13 protein-coding genes and 1 riboswitch are annotated in these 17,026 nt (G+C 46.3%); of the genes, 5 read left to right on the top strand and 8 right to left on the bottom strand.

Annotated features, from left to right (window positions below; translation table 11 throughout):
- Nucleotides 1–59 precede the first annotated feature (59 nt).
- From alr to L3Q72_RS16675, 3 genes are all read left to right on the top strand, one after another.
- On the top strand, nt 60–1,139 hold the full coding sequence (gene alr / locus L3Q72_RS16685; RefSeq protein WP_275133290.1) for an alanine racemase: 1,080 nt from the start codon (nt 60–62) through the stop codon (nt 1,137–1,139).
- 28 nt (nt 1,140–1,167) lie between these two features.
- On the top strand, nt 1,168–1,395 hold the full coding sequence (locus L3Q72_RS16680; RefSeq protein WP_275133289.1) for a DUF3820 family protein: 228 nt from the start codon (nt 1,168–1,170) through the stop codon (nt 1,393–1,395).
- Nucleotides 1,396–1,613: 218 nt separating this feature from the next.
- Nucleotides 1,614–2,636 carry an IS110 family transposase gene (locus L3Q72_RS16675; RefSeq protein WP_275129409.1) on the top strand — a complete coding sequence of 341 codons (1,023 nt, stop codon included), beginning with the start codon at nt 1,614–1,616 and terminating at the stop codon, nt 2,634–2,636.
- A gap of 325 nt (nt 2,637–2,961) precedes the next feature.
- Here the strand turns inward: L3Q72_RS16675 and L3Q72_RS16670 are convergent, their stop codons facing one another.
- Entirely contained in the window at nt 2,962–4,263 is a 1,302-nt protein-coding gene (locus tag L3Q72_RS16670; protein WP_275133288.1) for a flagellin, read from the bottom strand.
- A gap of 458 nt (nt 4,264–4,721) precedes the next feature.
- On the opposite strand from L3Q72_RS16670, the gene L3Q72_RS16665 reads away from it, so the two are divergent.
- Complete coding sequence (locus tag L3Q72_RS16665; RefSeq protein ID WP_275133287.1) at nt 4,722–5,894, top strand: EAL domain-containing protein; 1,173 nt, start codon at nt 4,722–4,724, stop codon at nt 5,892–5,894.
- 17 nt (nt 5,895–5,911) lie between these two features.
- Here L3Q72_RS16665 and L3Q72_RS16660 read toward each other — a convergent pair whose 3' ends face one another.
- The 6 genes from L3Q72_RS16660 to L3Q72_RS16635 all read right to left on the bottom strand — a co-directional run bounded on the left by L3Q72_RS16660 (nt 5,912) and on the right by L3Q72_RS16635 (nt 15,545).
- Nucleotides 5,912–6,553, bottom strand: coding sequence for an HAD family phosphatase (locus tag L3Q72_RS16660; protein ID WP_275133286.1), 642 nt, complete (start codon nt 6,551–6,553; stop codon nt 5,912–5,914).
- 51 nt (nt 6,554–6,604) lie between these two features.
- Entirely contained in the window at nt 6,605–7,552 is a 948-nt protein-coding gene (locus L3Q72_RS16655) for a diguanylate cyclase (RefSeq protein ID WP_275133285.1), read from the bottom strand.
- 17 nt (nt 7,553–7,569) lie between these two features.
- On the bottom strand, nt 7,570–10,893 hold the full coding sequence (locus L3Q72_RS16650) for a response regulator (protein WP_275133284.1): 3,324 nt from the start codon (nt 10,891–10,893) through the stop codon (nt 7,570–7,572).
- Nucleotides 10,894–10,898: 5 nt separating this feature from the next.
- Nucleotides 10,899–12,026: a TMAO reductase system periplasmic protein TorT gene (gene torT / locus L3Q72_RS16645; RefSeq protein ID WP_275133283.1), complete on the bottom strand. Its 1,128-nt coding sequence runs from the start codon at nt 12,024–12,026 to the stop codon at nt 10,899–10,901.
- Nucleotides 12,027–12,156: 130 nt separating this feature from the next.
- Entirely contained in the window at nt 12,157–13,152 is a 996-nt protein-coding gene (add, locus tag L3Q72_RS16640; RefSeq protein WP_275133282.1) for an adenosine deaminase, read from the bottom strand.
- A 74-nt stretch (nt 13,153–13,226) separates the two neighbouring features.
- A riboswitch (purine riboswitch) is annotated at nt 13,227–13,326 on the bottom strand.
- Between the two features lie 164 nt (nt 13,327–13,490).
- A complete protein-coding gene (locus tag L3Q72_RS16635; RefSeq protein ID WP_275133281.1) occupies nt 13,491–15,545 on the bottom strand; it encodes an alpha-amylase in 2,055 nt (684 codons plus the stop codon).
- Nucleotides 15,546–15,734: 189 nt separating this feature from the next.
- On the opposite strand from L3Q72_RS16635, the gene L3Q72_RS16630 reads away from it, so the two are divergent.
- A complete protein-coding gene (locus tag L3Q72_RS16630; RefSeq protein ID WP_275133280.1) occupies nt 15,735–16,307 on the top strand; it encodes a hypothetical protein in 573 nt (190 codons plus the stop codon).
- Between the two features lie 26 nt (nt 16,308–16,333).
- On the opposite strand, the gene L3Q72_RS16625 is transcribed toward L3Q72_RS16630, so the two are convergent.
- A complete protein-coding gene (locus L3Q72_RS16625) occupies nt 16,334–16,996 on the bottom strand; it encodes a hypothetical protein (RefSeq protein WP_275133279.1) in 663 nt (220 codons plus the stop codon).
- Nucleotides 16,997–17,026: the final 30 nt, after the last annotated feature.

The following is a 17,026-nucleotide window of genomic DNA, read 5'->3' as shown; positions in this document are numbered from 1 at the left end:
TCCCGTTGAGGGAGCAGCGCATTTCATAATAAAAGACACAACATACATTCGGAGTAATTATGGTTACTGCTGAAGCAATCATCGATCTTGCTGCTTTAAAACAAAACTATCAGACACTGAAATCCATCAGTAGGTGCAACCAGGTGGTTGCGGTTGTTAAGGGTGACGCTTACGGACACGGCGCTGTTGAGGTTGCCAGGGCACTAAATTTTGCCGACAAATTCGCAGTATCCCGGATAGAAGAGGCAGTGGAGTTACGTGATGCAGGAATCAAGCAGCCCATTTTACTTCTGGAAGGATGTTTTTGTGCCGAAGATCTTATTGTAGCGGCAGAATCAGGCTTTGAAACCGTGATTCATCAACGGCAGCAGCTTGACGACTTTCTTTCCTCGGAGCTTAGCACTCCGGTCAAGGTGTGGTTGAAGGTCGATACAGGGATGCACAGAGTTGGTGTGACGCCCGAGCTGGTTTCTGAGTATGTAAGCTTGCTTTCCGCTTCAGCGAGCCTGGATGGTGAAGTTAACTTTGTCAGCCACTTTAGCTGCGCAGATGACCCGGAATCGCCAGCGACCCTGCGTCAGATTGAGCGTTTTTCTGAGTGCGTAAATGGCTACGGGGGAGAAAAGTCTATTGCTAACTCCGCAGCTATTCTTAACTGGAGAGATGCCCATTTTGACTGGGTGAGGGCAGGCATTGCGCTTTACGGTATTTCACCGGATTCTGAGCGTACCGGAGCGGATTACCAGCTAAGCCCGGTAATGACTCTAAAATCAAAGCTGATTGCTGTGCGGGAGCATAAAGCCAACCAGCCGGTTGGCTACGGAGAGATCTGGACTTCTGACAAGGACACGAAAATAGGTGTTATTGCTCTGGGTTACGGTGATGGTTATCCAAGGCTCGCTCCTCAGGGAACGCCGGTCTGGATTAACGGAAGGGAAGTGCCGATATCAGGCCGGGTTTCAATGGATATGATTACTGTCGACCTTGGCAATGACTCTGAAGATAAGCCGGGTGATTCTGTAGAGTTCTGGGGTAGCCATCTTCCTGTTGAAAAAGTGTCAAACTGCATCGGTACGATTCCCTATGAGCTGACGATAAAACTAACCAAACGGGTAGTGAAAACCTACAAATTGGTTTAACCTCTCTGCTCTGCAAAGAGGAAGCAAAATGTTAGACAAAGAAAATCTGGTTAAGCTGGCGAGAATGAAGATGCCTTTTGGCAAGTATGCAGGGCGTGTTCTTATTGATTTGCCTGAGGAATACCTGCTCTGGTTTGCCCGGAAGGAGTCCTTTCCGCCGGGCGAGCTGGGGGATTTGATGCAGCTTTGTCTGGCATTAAAAATTGAAGGGTTAGACTCTGTGGTAAAGCCGCTGAAGTATCAGATAAAAGCTTGAATCGTTATGCGGAAGCCTCGTTCCCATGGTCCTCCGTGGGAATGCATATCAGACCCAAAGTTACCAGCCGGAGTATAAACTGGCACTGAACTTATTTTCTTTGCTTTTAGTGTGTTACGTGGGTATTTTCAGCCGCGGTATGCAATGGCATGGACTCCCTCACCTTCGTCGAAAATATCGGCTAAGGTAAGAGTGTCAACTAAAAAGGAGCCCATGCCATGAACAAGAATATCACTATTTCTATCGACCTTGCTAAGACTGTTATTCAAGTTGCGATAATTAATAAGCACGGAAAGCTTTCATCTAATCAAAAAGTATCTCAATCAAAGTTAATTTCAATGGTGGCTAAGCACCCCAAAGCTGTTATTTGTATGGAAGCTTGTGCAACGGCTCATTATTGGGGTCGAAAGTTCCAGCAGGCAGGACATCAAGTCTTACTCGTGCCTGCTCAGATCGCCGCTAAGTATCGCTCGGGAAATAAAAATGATCCCAATGATGCTTTGGCTATTTATGAAGCCAGTCAGCGGACAGATATTCATTTCGTTCCGGTTAAAACTGTTGAACAGCAAGATCTTGCCTGCTTACTAAGACTGCGGGAAGGTTATATTAAGCAACGAACACAGCTTGCTAACCGTATCCGGGGGCTTGCGATGGAATATGGCATCAAATTTCCCATAGGAATCAATTCGCTCAGAAAACAGCTACCGTTTGAGTTGGAAAATGCTGAAAATGAATTAACCCATGCTGCTCGGTTTATTCTAAATAATCTTAAAGAACAGTTGCTCGCGCTTGATACCCAAATTGATGATGCCACTCAAGCTCTTACCAATCAGGCAAAACAAAATGAAGATTGTAAGCTTTTAGCCTCGTTACCGGGTATTTCATGGATTTCAGGCAGTGCTTTGTATGCCAGGTTAGGAAATGCATCGGCTTATAAGTGTGGTAGGGATGCAAGCGCAAGCATTGGATTAGTGCCTGCTCATACAGGAAGTGGAGGTAGAAATATCAACCTTGGCATTACTAAGCGAGGAGATCGTTATCTCAGAGCTCTTGTCGTTCATGGTGCCCGAGCTGTAGTTAGTCATGTCAAAGATAAAACTGATCCACTTAGTCAGTGGATACGCTCTCTGTTAGAGAGAAACCATGTGAATAAAGTCGTTATTGCTCTAGCGAATAAGATAGTCAGGATGGCGTGTGCCATATTGAAATCAAAACAGCCTTACCAGCTTAAGTTAGCTTAACTGAAATAAGGTAAAGCTGAATTTGGAGCAAACGACAAACCAGCGTAATAGCAAGTAATTAAGATAAAGTGTTAGCACAGCACACAAGGCAAACTCTGTGTGGGAATGAGGCAATAAATGCCTGGACTGCGATTAGAAGCCTTGTTAGTGGATTTAGCCATAAAGGTTCGGGGTAGCGCCCCATGATGAAACCGAATATACGTGCACTTGCATAAACTCTTATTATCTTAAACCACTTGTGTTACAGGGGGAGTCCATATACATTCCCACGCAGGAGCGTGGGAACGAGGGTCTGGCGAAACCGACCTTTACAGCTTAATCGGCATTAGCTGGCCAGCAGGCCAGAAACGCTTTGTGGCAGGTTATTGGCCTGAGCCAGCATGCTGGTTGTGGAGTCTGACAGGATCTTTTCCTTTGTCAGTTTTGCGGTTTCTTTGGCGAAGTCAGTGTCCCGGATCCGGCTTTTACTGTCGCTGGTATGTATATTTTGAGTCGAGAGGTTTTTTATTGAGCCTTCAAGCCGGTTTATGCTTGCGCCTATGTCTGCCCGGTATGAATCAACGTGGGTTAATACAAGATCACAAAAGTGGATCAGAGAGTGACGGTTATTGATATAGTCGGTTTCGTTTTCAATAGCGTCGGTATCGCCAAAGTCACCGCCGTTAAGCACATCGTTAAACTTCCTTTTAACGCCGCTTTCACCGATATCTGAGCTGTCGCTGCTTTCGATTATTACGCCTTTGCCACCACTGTTTTTCAGAGAAGAGAAATTTTGTCCTTCAATTCCGAGTAATGTGGTGCCTGACTGCTTTGTTCCTTCCTCGTATGAAAAGCCGATAATATTATTGCTTTCGCCGCCCTGATCTGTGGTTTTGCTTATATAAAGCCTGACTTTATTGTTTAAGTTTGAGTTGATTTTATTTACGACCCCTTCAATGGGCTCGCCTTCAGAAAACTCGATTCTTTTTACTTTCTCCTGATCGTCATCCGTTATCCGGATATCAATATAATCGCCTTTTTCTGTTCTCCAGTTATCCGGAATTGGGTCTCCCAGGTTGGATGAATGGGAAGTCGAAATCATTTTCTGCTCATGCAGCCGGTTGAGGTTAGGTAAAGTACAGCTGACCACTTCGCCTGAACCTGCGCCTATCTGAAAGCTTACGACCTTATCTTCAAATTTATCGCGTTCCTGATCGCCCGACAGAGGGCCGGAGAACAGCGCATCTCCGCCAAAGGCGCTGGTAAAGACAATCCGGTTTAACTCATCCGCCAGTGTCCGGATTTCGGTCTCAATGGCTCTGACATCGTCGCCGCTATTTGAGTCATTGACCGCCTGAAGAGACAGATCCCGAATCCGCAGTACTAATTCGGTATATTCGTTGAGTGCGCCGTCGGCTACCTGAAGGGTTGAAACACCATCGCTGGCATTGCGCATCGCTACTTCCAGACCATGATTCTGAGCATTAAGGCGGTTTGAGATCTGCAGGCCCGCAGCGTCATCTCTTGCGGAGTTAATCTTGCTGCCTGAAGAGAGTCTGGCCATGGAAGAATTCAGCCCATGCGTGGCCGAGCTAAGGTATCTCTTAGCGGATAAAGCCATAGTGTTAGACTGAACTGATAGCGACATTGAATTAAACCTTTGGGCAGACAAAGGTTTATTGCAAGAGTTGTACCATCAAGCATACGTTTTTTAAAAGGAATCAGTGTATAAATAGTGCTGATTTGTCTTAATTCTTCGCTGATTTTCAATGAAAGGAGAGTAGAGCGGCCTGGTTTTGCCCATTGGATACTTTAGCGGCAAAGGTTCCCTTCAGATGAATGGGAAACTAAATTTGATGACGAGTCAGTTATATTAAGAAAAATGTTAGGCCTGTTTGTATATTTAGTAGCGACAACATTAAATCATGGTCTTATATTAACCGTTCGCTAATTAGTCACAATTTATGCATATTAGAACATGCGAATAAATATTGTTAACTGTTGAACCCGTATGATTTGTGAACTAGCATCACTAGTAATAACTATAATTTAAAGGCGGATTTGGCTAGCATTATTATGATGAAAATTGTGGTTGTCGAAAATTCGATGATAAGTTTCGACATAATCGAGCAGATGGTGTCTGCAGAAAGTAACAGGCTGGTGTACTTTCCGACGATAAAAGCCGGTATTGAACATGTATACAAGTGTCAGGAGCCATTTATCTGGATTTCCGGCATTATTCCTACCGCAGAACTTGATCTGAAGGTAATGCTGAAGGGTATTCAGTTAGAACACCTTAAAGGTATGGTTCTGCTTAGCCATTACAACGACGATATTATTGATGGTGCGCGCCAGATAGCCAAGCTGAGCGGGCAGTTAAATGTTGCCGGGATCACTTTGCCGGCGTCCGCTGACTCGGTTAAAGAGATTATTCTTCAGGTGCTGGGAAATTGCGAGAGGCTAAATCCTGTCATCAAAAAACAGAATATGGATGATATTCCGGATTTATGGGAAGCGGTTGAAAGTGGTGGCCTGGTACCGTTCTATCAGGCTAAGTATTCACTGGCTACATCTGAAATTACCGGGTTTGAAATATTGAGCCGGATTAATTATCAGGGCATTCATTACACACCAGACCGTTTTATTCATAAATTACTCTCTGGCGCGGATCTCAATAAATTTACTTATATTGTGCTGGAAAAAGCGTTAGAAGAGTTTTCCGAAAATTGTGAATTTAATGGGTCGCTTTCTCTCAATGTTGATTATAAATCACTGGATAATGAGGATTTTGCCGAGAATATAGTAAAAATTCTGGATAAATATAATTTTTCTCCTGAACGGATGATCATTGAAATAACAGAAGATAACCCGGTGGTTGATATTCATGTGATCAGAAGCCTTACATTTTTCCGCATGCGAGGATGCAACGTGTCCATTGATGACTTTGGTATGAAACATACCGGATTCAGTGAACTGTTCCGTCTGCCGTTTTCTGAAATAAAGATAGATAAGAGCTTTACTCAGGATATGCTGGCTTCACCAAGATCGCTTAAGGTGGTTAAAGCGCTTTGTGCGGTTGCTCAGTCTCTTGGATACACAACCGTTGCTGAGGGGGTTGAGACCGCAGAGCAGGAGCAGAAACTAAGGGAGTTGAATATTGACCTGGTTCAGGGCTACCTGTACAGCAAACCCCTGCCTATTGGTGAAACTCGTCTGCTGCTTGAGTCAGAGCAGTCTAACATTCAGCAGATGAAAAAGAGAAAATCAGCAGGGGGATGATCCCCCTGCATGCGGAACTATTTGACCAGAGAAAGTACATCTTCCAGAGAGGCAAAGATATGTGTCGCCCGCTCTTTAATGTCTTCGCGTGGTGGCAGTAAGTCAGGAATCATTGCTGCGCTACAGCCTGCGTCTAAGCCTGACTGCATGCCATTGTTGGAGTCCTCAAGTACCAGACAGGTTTCCGGAGCAATTTTCAGTTCTGAGCAGGCCATCAGATAACAATCCGGCGCAGGTTTTCCGTTAGTCACCTTTTCAGCTGTGATAAGCGTATCAAACTGTTCAAGGTAACCTGAATCTGCAAAGTGGTGCTCTACATCTTTCAGAAAAGAAGAGGTGACCAGTGCGCACTTAATGTTCTGTTCTTTTGCTGTCTCAAACAGATCTTTAAAGCCAGGCTTATAGGGAACCGGCTTCTGTTTTAGCTCTTTTACGTACTGATCTCTTTGTTTCTGAAACAATGGCAGGTTAAGCCTTTCACCAAAGTGAGAGACCATCAGCTGTTCACAGGCAGGGTCCTGTACACCGATAAAGTTCTGGTAAAACTCGTCATTTAAATCTAAACCCTGATCACCGGCTGCACGTTGCCACGCTTTTTTATACAGCCCTTCGGTATCGAAAATCAGGCCGTCCATATCAAACAGCAAAGCTTTAAACATTGGATTTCCTCGTTACTACATTTATACGGGTAATATTCTCTATAATTCCTGTTAACAACAATTCTCTTTCATCTTTTCTTCGATCCTGGTCCGGTTTCTTCCTTCGGTTTTGGCGTAGTAGAGGGCTCGGTCTGCTCTTGTTAGCAGGCTGTTTGCACTTTCGCCCCTTTGAAAACTGGCGATCCCAAAACTTGCGGTGATATTTTTGCTGGTCGGCATCGGGTACGCCTTGATTTTTGCGCGAAGATGTTCAGCAAGAACAAAGGCGCCGTCACTGCCACTCTCAGGGCAGATAATCAGAAATTCTTCACCGCCCCAACGGCCACAAATATCGGATTGACGAACACCGTTTTTCAGTAGCCCGGCGATGGTTTTCAGGGTTTCATCACCGACCTGATGACCAAAGGTATCATTGACCTTCTTAAAGTGGTCGATATCCATAATGATGACAGAAAATGAACGGCCGTAGCGCTCGGCCTGATTGAGTTCCTTATTCAGAGATTCATCCAGAGAAAAGCGGTTGCAGATGCCGGTGAGAGAATCCCGGCTGGCCATTACTTCCAGCTGTTCGTTTTTCATCTCCAGCAGGGCATGAGCTTCTGCCAGCTTTCTCCTGGCTTTGGCCAGAGCAATGTGGTTTCTTACCCTGGCCTGAACGATGCCCGGTCTGAAAGGCTTACCAATATAATCAATGGCGCCGAGATCCAGTCCGCGCTTTTCGTCATCCGCTTCATGCATGGCGGTGATAAAGATGACCGGAATATCTTTTGTTTTGGCCGATTTTTTCAGCTCGTAACAGGCGGAATAGCCGTCCATTTGCGGCATGACAACGTCCATCAGGATAAGCTCCGGCGGGTGGTCGGAGCGAGCTTTCTCCAGCGCCTGAAGGCCGTCTTTTGCCAGAGTGATGGTGTACTCTTCTTTCAGAAGGCCTGTCAGAATTGTCCGGTTAAACTTTTCGTCATCCACGACCAGGATTCTGGGTTTGTCATTGTGCATAACCTGAGCCTGCTTTGTTATGATTCTGATTCTATTTTACGATAAAGCTCGTCCAGTATATTCAGAGCGCTCTCGTATTCAATATCGTCAATTAACGTTTCTACCCTAGATACTAGTTGAGACCATGCGCTATTGTCTAACAGAGTATGTAATTCAGGCAGCAGATCAGTCACTTCTGCGTTATCTTGTACCAGCAAGTGCTGTATTTTTGCTATTAGCGGTAATACTCTCTCTTTTTTTACCGGCTCTGCATCAGTTTTAGTCAGCGTTATCGTGTGTTGTGAAATGGCCTGAAGTCTGTCGGTTAATGCGCAGAGCTGGCTGCGGAACGCCTGAAACTGAGGGCTTTCCTTACAGTCGCCGTTACTGCTGCGCATCAGATGATTATAGTCGTTTGATGCCCGGTAAAGTTCCCGTGCGCCGATATTACCGGCGACACCTTTCAGCGTATGCGAAAGACGCTGAAGTTCTGCGCAGTTTTGCTCCTGAACCATTGCGGACAGCCTGGTATCAATATCGTGGTAATCCTGATAAAAATCGCGCAGTAGCTTCAGGTAGAGCGGCCTGTTTCCGTTTACGTTCGCCACTCCGCGGTTGATATCCAGCCCTTCGATGTAGGGAATCGTCACTTCTTCATCTGGCTGTGACGGAAGGACTAGCTCAGTGTCATGGTGCCCGGCAGGTGCAATAAACTGAAGAAGAGTCTCATAGAGCACCTGAGGTTCTATTGGCTTGGTAATGTGATCATTCATTCCGGATTGCAGACACTGCTCCCGGTCTCTTGGCAGCGCATGGGCTGTCATAGCAACGATGGGTATGGAGTGATATTTATCGTCCTTGCGAATGGCTCTGGTTGCCTCATAGCCATCCATTTCCGGCATCTGAATATCCATCAGAACCAGATCGTAACTTAAGGTCTGAACAGCCTGTAGGGCTTGCTTACCGTTTTCGGCTATATCTGTGATGATCCCCGCACTGGTAAGGAGCTCGTTCGCTACCTGCTGGTTTAGCTTGTTGTCTTCCACCAGAAGTACACGGGCTCCCCGGATAGCGGCCAGACGGGCTGCATTTATCGTTTTATCTTCTTCCGGGCTGCTTACTGCTTGTGCATGCTCTCCAAGAACAGTCATCACAGTATTAAACAGCAGAGACTGATTAATGGGTTTATGGATAAAGCCTTCAACTCCGGAATTCAGAGCCTGACCCACTACCTCTTCACGGCCAAAGGCACTGACCATCAAAATAGACAGAGTGTCAGAAATGTCGGGGTGAAGCTTAATCTTCTGTGCCACCTCAAGGCCGTTTTGTCCCGGCATTTTGTAGTCCATCAAAACCAGCTGATACGGCGTATTGGTCTGCTGCGCGGCCAAAATCTTTTGCATTGCCTCTTTACCGGATTTAGCGGTATCAGAAAGAAACCGGAAGTTTCGTATCATGGCTGCCAGGCTTTCTCTTGACGAGGTGTTGTCATCGACCACCAGCACTTTAAGACCGTTGTATTTGTGTGATGTCAGACTCTGAAGTGGCTGCTCCGGCCTTTCCAGACGAAGAGTGAACGAGAACTTGCTGCCTTTTCCAGGCATGCTCTCTACGGTAATTTCTCCCCCCATCAGCTCAGTCAGGGAGCTGGAAATGGCGAGACCAAGCCCGGTGCCGCCATATTTTCTGGTTGTGGTGATATCTGCCTGAGAGAAGGACTGGAACAGATTGCGGATCTGTTCATCGCTCATGCCGATGCCCGTATCCTCAACACTGAAGCAGAGATCGGAATATTTATCGTCGGATTTAACCTGTGTTACCGAAAGCAGAACTTCACCCTGCTCGGTAAACTTAACCGCGTTATTGGTCAGGTTGATCAGAATTTGCCCCAGCCTGAGCGGATCACCAATCAGTTGTGCTGGCAGAGCCGGATCAACGCTGAAAACCACTTCGAGGTTTTTCTCATCCGCCTTGGGTGAGATGAGAGTGGCAATGCTTTCAAGCACCGAGTCTAAGTCAAAGGTGGTCCTTTCTATATCCAGTTTACCGGCTTCGATTTTGGAAAAATCCAGAATGTCATTAATAATGCCAAGCAGATCGTAAGCGGAGTTGTGGATTTTTTCCAGATAGTCTTTTTGCTTGTTGGTGAGTTCAGTTTGCAGCGCCAGATGCGACATGCCGATCACCGCATTCATGGGGGTACGGATTTCATGACTCATACGGGCAAGAAATTCGCTTTTTGCGGCGTTTGCGTCATCGGCTTCAGCGATTTTATTTTTAATTCGGGTAAGCATAGTGGCAATGGAGCGTTGCAGGTTAGCCAGTTCCTCCGGCCCTTCTGGTTGCATTACCACATCGATATTGCCGGACGCCACTTCATCGGCGGCTTTGGTTACCCGGCTTAAAGGGATGGTAATGGAGCGGGTAAGGTAAAGCGCAACCAGTATACCGATGCACAGGGATGTCATCCCCACAATCAGCACGACGCTGATAATGTTGGCGTTGGTTTTATCTAACTGTGGGCCAAGTAAGTCTCTTTCCTGACGTACTGACAATTCGATTTTACTCAGGTCGTCTAATATTTTCGGGCCCAGTATGTCCAGTGTCCCTGAGATAATTTCGTTCCGGACCGAAGTTAAGTCCATCAAAGTGTTAGCTTTGGCAATATAGTTTTTGCTGGATTTTCTTACCGCGATCAGCGCTTTTCTTTCCTGAGGGCTTCGCATCAGGCCAACAAGAATACGGGACACATTGTCCAGATCGCGGAACTTTTCTCTGGCGGTGGTGGCCTGGCTCTGCACATTGGTCTCAAGATACATCATCATGGCGTGGCGTCCGGCCTGAAGGTGGCCGAGTGCTGTCCAGGCATAAAAAGTTGTACCTATGCTTCCTGCATCATAAGCCTTATCTATTGCCTGTTGCAGCACGGTTTCCATCTCTTCGCCCAGCTCCCACAATTCGTTGATCAACTGGATTCGTCGGGTCTGCTGGGTATTAACCTGAGCAAAGGCTTCGCCATACTTCTTATGGGATTCAATGGCGGTTTTGAGCAGTTTTTTCCGTTCGGCATTATCGACCTGAGACAAAGCGTTATTCAGCTTATCCGTCATATCCTCATGGTTATGATAAAAGCGCTGGAGCGAATTAAAGGTGCCGTGGATGATGTAGTCCTTTACGTAGACCCGCTCTTCAAGCAACTGACTTCTCAGGTCTGCAGAAACAGTGGCGTCCCGTGCCAGCGATTGATAGTGCTTAAAGCCCAGAGATGAACGGTCCACCGAGAAATAGGCATTTGCTGCAAGAACGGCGATAAACACCAGCAGTATTCCAAGGCCTATCGCGATACGTTTTTTTACTGACATCTTGCTCATTTCTCACTAGGTAGGGGAGGCCACTGAAATACGGGCTTATAACCAACCGGGCCGAACAGGTCTTCGAATGTGTACTTATTAATGTTGCCAGTGGTGATGACAGGAATAAGTGGTCCGGCTCTGAATGGAAAATCGGCTCCGGCTTTTTGTCCCTCCAGCAGATTGCAAAGCATGCCAAGTGCAATACGGGCCTGTGCCGATGCCATATCGGATGGGGCAGCAACAATTTTACCTGCTCTTATTGCCTCAAAAATAGCCGGAGTAATATAGGTAGCGGCGATTTTTGCTGATGATCCTGACTGTTTAACGAGTTCTAAGGCCGCCTCGGCGGCAACGGCGTTACCTATTATGTAATCGGTACTAGGGTGGGACTTAAGCGCCTTTTTTAACAAAGCACTCTGGCTGTCTGTATCGGTATCGCCCCATAAAATCTCAGTGATATTGATCTTTTTCGATGTAAACTCTGTTGCTGCCTGAAAACCAGCCAGTGCTTCATCGGCCCAGCCTGAGCCTTTTGGCCCGGGAAGGAAAATGACGTTGAGCTCTTTATCTGAAGTTGTTTCCTGCTCAGCGACATATTCACCGGTGAAAAAGCCCATATCGTAATAGGAGACCATGGATTTGGCTGAGATGTTTTCTGCTTCCACATCATTGACCAGAGCGACGACAGGAATGCCGCTATTGGTGATCTCCTTAATCAGCCGGTTATTTTTGGTGTAGCTGATGGAACCCAGGATTAATCCGTCAATATCAGACCGGAGGAAGTCGCGCAGCTGTTTTTGTTGTGTCTCCAGGTTTTTATAGCCCCTGGCATCAACCACTTTTACAGCAATATTTGACTCCTCTGCTTGCCGCATGATGCCGTAATTGACGGCTACCCAGTAGGAGTCCTGCAGGTTAGGCAGCAATACGCCAATGGTGTATGGCTTTTGGGTTTGTACAGATGTATTCCAGGTTTCTATCCTGGGGCCACGAAGGCTAAGTGACTGCTGGCCGATTTTTTTCATCGAGGTATCGTAGTTTCCGTAAAAGCTGGAAACTTCGATTTGATCTGCCAGCGCGATGTTTACCGAATTAACAAGGAAAACAAAAAGAGTGATGAATCGGAAGAGAGCCCAGCGCATAAGGTTCCTGAAAAGTTTGAGTAATAACCCTAGTATATACGCTGGCAGTTAAAGAGAGATGATGATCTTAACAAAAATATATAAAGAAACGGCCTCATGGGCCGTTTCCTAATCTGTTATCAAGTCTGGTCTATTTGATATAAGTAAGAAGATGCTCTTTAACGTCTTTTGCAGCAAATGAGCCTGCAACACTAAACCGGTAAATTGAGTGGTATTCCTTTTCGGTGAGATTAAACTCTTCCACCACTTTTTGTACTTCCTGTGTCATTGTGGTGTTTGAAACGGTCCGGTTGTCGGTATTAATCGTGATTGAAATACCGTCTTTAAGGAAGGTGCTGGCCGGGTGCTCAGCCAGTGAGTCCACGGCTTTGGTCTGAATATTACTGCTAGGGCAGGTTTCCAGAGCAACCTGATCCTGTTTTACCAGATCGTAAGCAGGCTTGTGACCTTTGATATGAATACCGTGACCCACTCTTTCCGCTTTCAGCAGGCTGATGGCATCATAAACGTTCTGGCCGACACCCTGTTCTCCTGCGTGAATGGTTACGTGGTAACCTTTGTCCCGTGCATACTGAGCAGCAGGAATAAATTCATGACAGAAACCAGGAAGTTCAGCACCGGCAAGGTCGAAAGCAACGACTCCGTTATTCAAAAACTTTTCGCCTGTATCCAGCACATCTTCAATCCGGTCTTTAGCCATGGTTCGCAGAATGCACAGAATATAGTTGCCTTTGATGTCATATAGTTCTTCTGCCCGTTTCATACCTTTAACCGCGCTGGCAATCACCTGTTCAAGCGATAATCCTTTTTCCAGGTGCAGAAGCGGGCCAAAACGTACTTCCATATATTTTACGTTTTCTCTGGCGGCATCTTCGTATAGCTCGAAAGAGATTCTTTCGATGGCCTCTTCGGTCTGCATTACAGACAGAGGCAACTCAAAGCGCTTAAGGTATTCGACGAGATTAGGACAGGTTTCCGGAGCAATCATCAGCTCGCGGATTTCATTGATATCCTGAGAAGGAAGTTCGATGCCTTGCTGGTTCGCAAGGTCAATAATAGTTTCAGGGCGAACGCTTCCGTCCAGGTGACAATGCAGATCGATCTTAGGAAGATTATTGTAGTCCATGAGTCTCTACCTTTATTAATACTGATTTCAGCGATCAGCAAGGCTGCCAATTACCGAATTAGTGTGAACGACAAAAATAAAGTTACAGACTTCATAATCAAGAGTTTAAGGCTCTTGGTAGAAACTCCCAAACCATATCATTGGGATTATACGAAGTGATATTTCGCTTTTCGCAAAAAAGCTTGCGCGGCATATTACCGATATTTCTGTCAGCGTTTCAAGTGCTAATTCAATTTGTTACAAATAACTTGAATGGCAATCGTTTAAATCTTATGACAAAGAACCGGATTTGGTAAGTGAGCATGCAGAAAACGCTCTGCATGCTCAGTTTCACAAGCTTATTGTCTGCCGGTGAAAGCAATAATGACTTTGTCATCGCCTAAGCTACGTGAGAAAACATAGGCCCCTTTTTGCTCAATCTCGCTATGAATGCCTCCGCCAATTGCCGGGTGAGCCTGACGGAATTGCCCCATTTTTTGCCAGTGCGCAAGCAGGGCTTTCCGGTCGTTGCTTAAATCCCACACCATATCTGAGCGGGTGCCCTGGTGAAAATCATCTGCATAGGGACCGATATTACGGGCGACTTCATCACCGTAGTAAACCTGAACGGCGCCAGGGCTGAGCAGCAGAGCATTAGCCGCGTTGCGCTGCATATCAAAGGATTTAAACCGGCTGAAGAAAAGCTCGGTGTCGTGAGATGACATGTAGCTTACAGGATTGAAGTCAGCATGTTCCTGCAACGTGGCTGCGTAGCTCTGGTAAGTGTCTGCCATCTGACTGAGGCAGGCTGCGCCCTTATCCAGTTTTTTCTGCATATCGAAGTTGATCAGAGCATCAAAACCGTCATCGAAGTAAGGGCTGCGATACGCGGTATGACCCCAGACTTCACCCATCATAAAGAAGGGCTGCCCGGACTGATTATTTGTTTTTCGCCACTGCTCCAGACTTCTTGAGCCTTCAGACTTCAGGCGTTTCCAGATATCACCTTCAACATGTTTAACGGTATCCACCCGGTAACCATCGATGCCAAAGCGTTTTACCCAGTCGGTCTGCCACTCAATCAGATAATCTGAAACCCGGTAGTTCTCTTTTGCCTTAACCCGGGTGCCTGGATTATCTAACAGCCACTGCGGTGGGGTAACGGCTTTTTCCGATTCTGTAATAAAGTCAGGCAGACCGGCAAGAGACATAGTAATATCGCTGCTTCCCGGCGACTGGTAGCCGGGCAGGCCGGTACGAACCCAGTCTTTACCCCACCAGTTTTTCCACTCACTGTTTTTATAGTCGATGTTTTTATGGTAGCTGTGCCAGTTTTCGCCCTTAGCCGGACTCCATTCTGCCCACTTCTCAGGTAGGTCTGCATTTGGATTCAGTACCTGAATATTATCAAACTGGAGATCGGCCAGTGACGAGTATCCTGAGTGGTTAATTACCGCATCCAGAAGGATCTTAATTCCCCGCTTGTGAGCTTCTTCAACCAGACGTTTTAGATCCTCATCGCTACCAAAGTTCTCATCAATTTTGGTAAAGTCTCGTGTCCAGTATCCGTGATAGCCGTAAAACGGGAATGATCCGCTTTCTCCGCCACCAACAAAACCGTGCATCTGCTCCACAATAGGGGAGAGCCAGATAGCGTCGGTACCAAGACTTTTAATGTAATCGAGCTTTTCAATAACGCCTTTCAGGTCACCGCCATGAAAGGTGCCCACTTCATCTTTTCCGTCTTTCTGACGGCCATAAGATGTATCGTTGGTTTTATCACCATTATTAAATCTGTCTACCATCACAAAGTAGATATTGGCGTTGCGCCAGTCGAGCTGCGAACTTGCGTGGTGTTTATCCGGTGATTCCAGCAGGACAAGGCCTCCACTTTGCGGCGCTGGCGTGATGGTGACTTTGTTATCTTTTACACTGACCAGATTACCGGAGTAGGCATCGCGAAGCGAAGTACCGTCTGGATAGCTGCCGTCCAGAGTGATGGTGACCGGGCCACCGGCATACTGTTCACAGGTTACGTCAGGAATCGGCCTTTTAAATTCCTTTTTTGCGCTCTTTTTAGGCTGACGTTTAACCAAAAGCGTTTGTGTCTCCGGGTCGTAAATAAAGGCATAGTCACCGCTGAAACGGATTTTAACCGGGATTTCCGTCGCTTTACCGCAATTTAACGCAAGAGGCTTATTAAAGCGCATTTTTTGGTTTTCCGGTGCGGTGCAGTTTCCCTTGATATCTGAGACCTTTAACTGGTAATTGTCCTTTGCCAGCGTAACAACAAGTGGCTCTCCGGAAGACAAGGGAAAATTACGGCTGTTGGTCGTTGTAGAAATGGAAATATCTGCAGCAAACAGGGTAGGAGACACTGCTGCCAGTGCCAGGCAAAGCGAACTCAGTTTCATGATTTAGCCTTTTATTATTTATTTATCGCGATGATAAAAAAAACAGACATCAGCGACATCATTCCTGGACACTACGCCCTGTTTTGTGTCAGCGATCAAACTTTACCGCTGCAACTCATTCCCCCGGGGGCGTAGGACAAGCAGAGTACTAAAGGATATATTTAGTATCTGAACTGGTGCCGGGGTGATATGAAAAAACTATTTTTTATTCTGTTTGCTTTTCTGATTTCAAATCCGTCTCTGGCCGGAGTAGCACCACTGTCGCTTCCCTGGCTTGCCTCCGTGTTACAGGAAAATGCACCGGCTTTTGGTCCCGGCAGTCTGAGTCAGATGGAGAGTCTGTATGACTGTGGGGAAAAAGAGGGAGAACGGTTTTGCTCTGATCCGGTTAAATACTATAAGGTCACGGTAAACGGAAGTATCTGGCTGTCTGAAGGAGCGGTTGTAAAAGTGACTTTAACAACGGCGTATTCGGCTTTTTCTTATTCCGAACTGCAGCTGAATTTGCGTAAAGACGGCTTTGCTCTGGCAGAAATACACGCAGATAATGTTTATTTCAATGTGGCCGGGGAGCTAAAAAGTAAATCCCTGACTCAGGTAGACCGGGAAGCGTTTATTTTGCTTAACAAGGGCTCAGCAGCCAGACCAAAAACGCTGATCTGGGTGCCAGAGGAGCAGCTTTTGGCCGGGAACCCCTCCCGTTATGCCGAGCTAAAAAGCGACGGAAAAAGCGTTGAGCTTAGTTTTTACCGCAATCACTAAGCTCAAGCGCAGTTAAGGGGCATCAGTCATAGAAGGGGGGAACTTTTTTTTGCTTCTACCCATTGGTTTATGAATCGCCAATTTAGCTCACTGATTAGCGGCCAACCTGAAGCTTTAAGTGACTTACTGGCAGTGGCAGTAGCAACATCGAGCTTTTCTGCTAATTTACTAATAGACAAACCTTCATTGGTTCGAAGCATCGGAAGCATAACTTCACATTGGCGAGAGGTTAATTCCGTTAGTTGTTTATCAAGGTACTTAAAGAGCAAGTCAAAGTGCTCAGTGAGTTCGAAACGGTCAGAGTTAAATAACAGCCTGTCGCTTTTCAAGGCTTTTAGTCCACGCCCAGAAAGAACAAATGCTTCACCCATCGATTCAGAGACCGACTCACGCAAATCGGCATTAGAGGCAATAGCAAGGCTAATACGACTATCAAACTCTTTGCCAAGCGCTTTAATGCCAATACGATAAATTATGGTGTACCTCAGAGCGCTTTCAATATCATGCACCACGGTCTGAAATTCATCGCCACGCTCAATACTGTGCGCATTTGATGAATTTCCTTCGGTGATCCATCTCTGAATATCTTTGATTCGTTTAAGTAGTTGTTCAAACTGATCAGATGTTAGCTTGGTTGAGTTGACAATATCGCCGCTGATCACTGCGATAGGTTTAGAGGTAGGCTCCACATTAAAACTCCTTCTTGCATGCAGACACCA

The organism is Vibrio sp. JC009, from assembly GCF_029016485.1.
Taxonomy (GTDB): Bacteria; Pseudomonadota; Gammaproteobacteria; order Enterobacterales; family Vibrionaceae; genus Vibrio.
The sequence above is the reverse complement of the archived record's forward strand: the minus strand, read 5'-3'. Positions and strand labels throughout refer to the sequence as shown.

What these genes read in the sequence shown, in the direction of transcription:
- alr (WP_275133290.1), top strand. Translation starts at nt 60, where the DNA reads ATGGTTACTGCTGAAGCAATCATCGATCTTGCTGCTTTAAAACAAAAC.
- add (WP_275133282.1), bottom strand. Translation starts at nt 13,152, where the DNA reads ATGGACTACAATAATCTTCCTAAGATCGATCTGCATTGTCACCTGGAC.
- torT (WP_275133283.1), bottom strand. Translation starts at nt 12,026, where the DNA reads ATGCGCTGGGCTCTCTTCCGATTCATCACTCTTTTTGTTTTCCTTGTT.
- L3Q72_RS16660 (WP_275133286.1), bottom strand. Translation starts at nt 6,553, where the DNA reads ATGTTTAAAGCTTTGCTGTTTGATATGGACGGCCTGATTTTCGATACC.
- L3Q72_RS16675 (WP_275129409.1), top strand. Translation starts at nt 1,614, where the DNA reads ATGAACAAGAATATCACTATTTCTATCGACCTTGCTAAGACTGTTATT.
- L3Q72_RS16630 (WP_275133280.1), top strand. Translation starts at nt 15,735, where the DNA reads ATGAAAAAACTATTTTTTATTCTGTTTGCTTTTCTGATTTCAAATCCG.
- L3Q72_RS16670 (WP_275133288.1), bottom strand. Translation starts at nt 4,263, where the DNA reads ATGTCGCTATCAGTTCAGTCTAACACTATGGCTTTATCCGCTAAGAGA.
- L3Q72_RS16680 (WP_275133289.1), top strand. Translation starts at nt 1,168, where the DNA reads ATGTTAGACAAAGAAAATCTGGTTAAGCTGGCGAGAATGAAGATGCCT.
- L3Q72_RS16665 (WP_275133287.1), top strand. Translation starts at nt 4,722, where the DNA reads ATGATAAGTTTCGACATAATCGAGCAGATGGTGTCTGCAGAAAGTAAC.
- L3Q72_RS16655 (WP_275133285.1), bottom strand. Translation starts at nt 7,552, where the DNA reads ATGCACAATGACAAACCCAGAATCCTGGTCGTGGATGACGAAAAGTTT.
- L3Q72_RS16635 (WP_275133281.1), bottom strand. Translation starts at nt 15,545, where the DNA reads ATGAAACTGAGTTCGCTTTGCCTGGCACTGGCAGCAGTGTCTCCTACC.
- L3Q72_RS16650 (WP_275133284.1), bottom strand. Translation starts at nt 10,893, where the DNA reads ATGTCAGTAAAAAAACGTATCGCGATAGGCCTTGGAATACTGCTGGTG.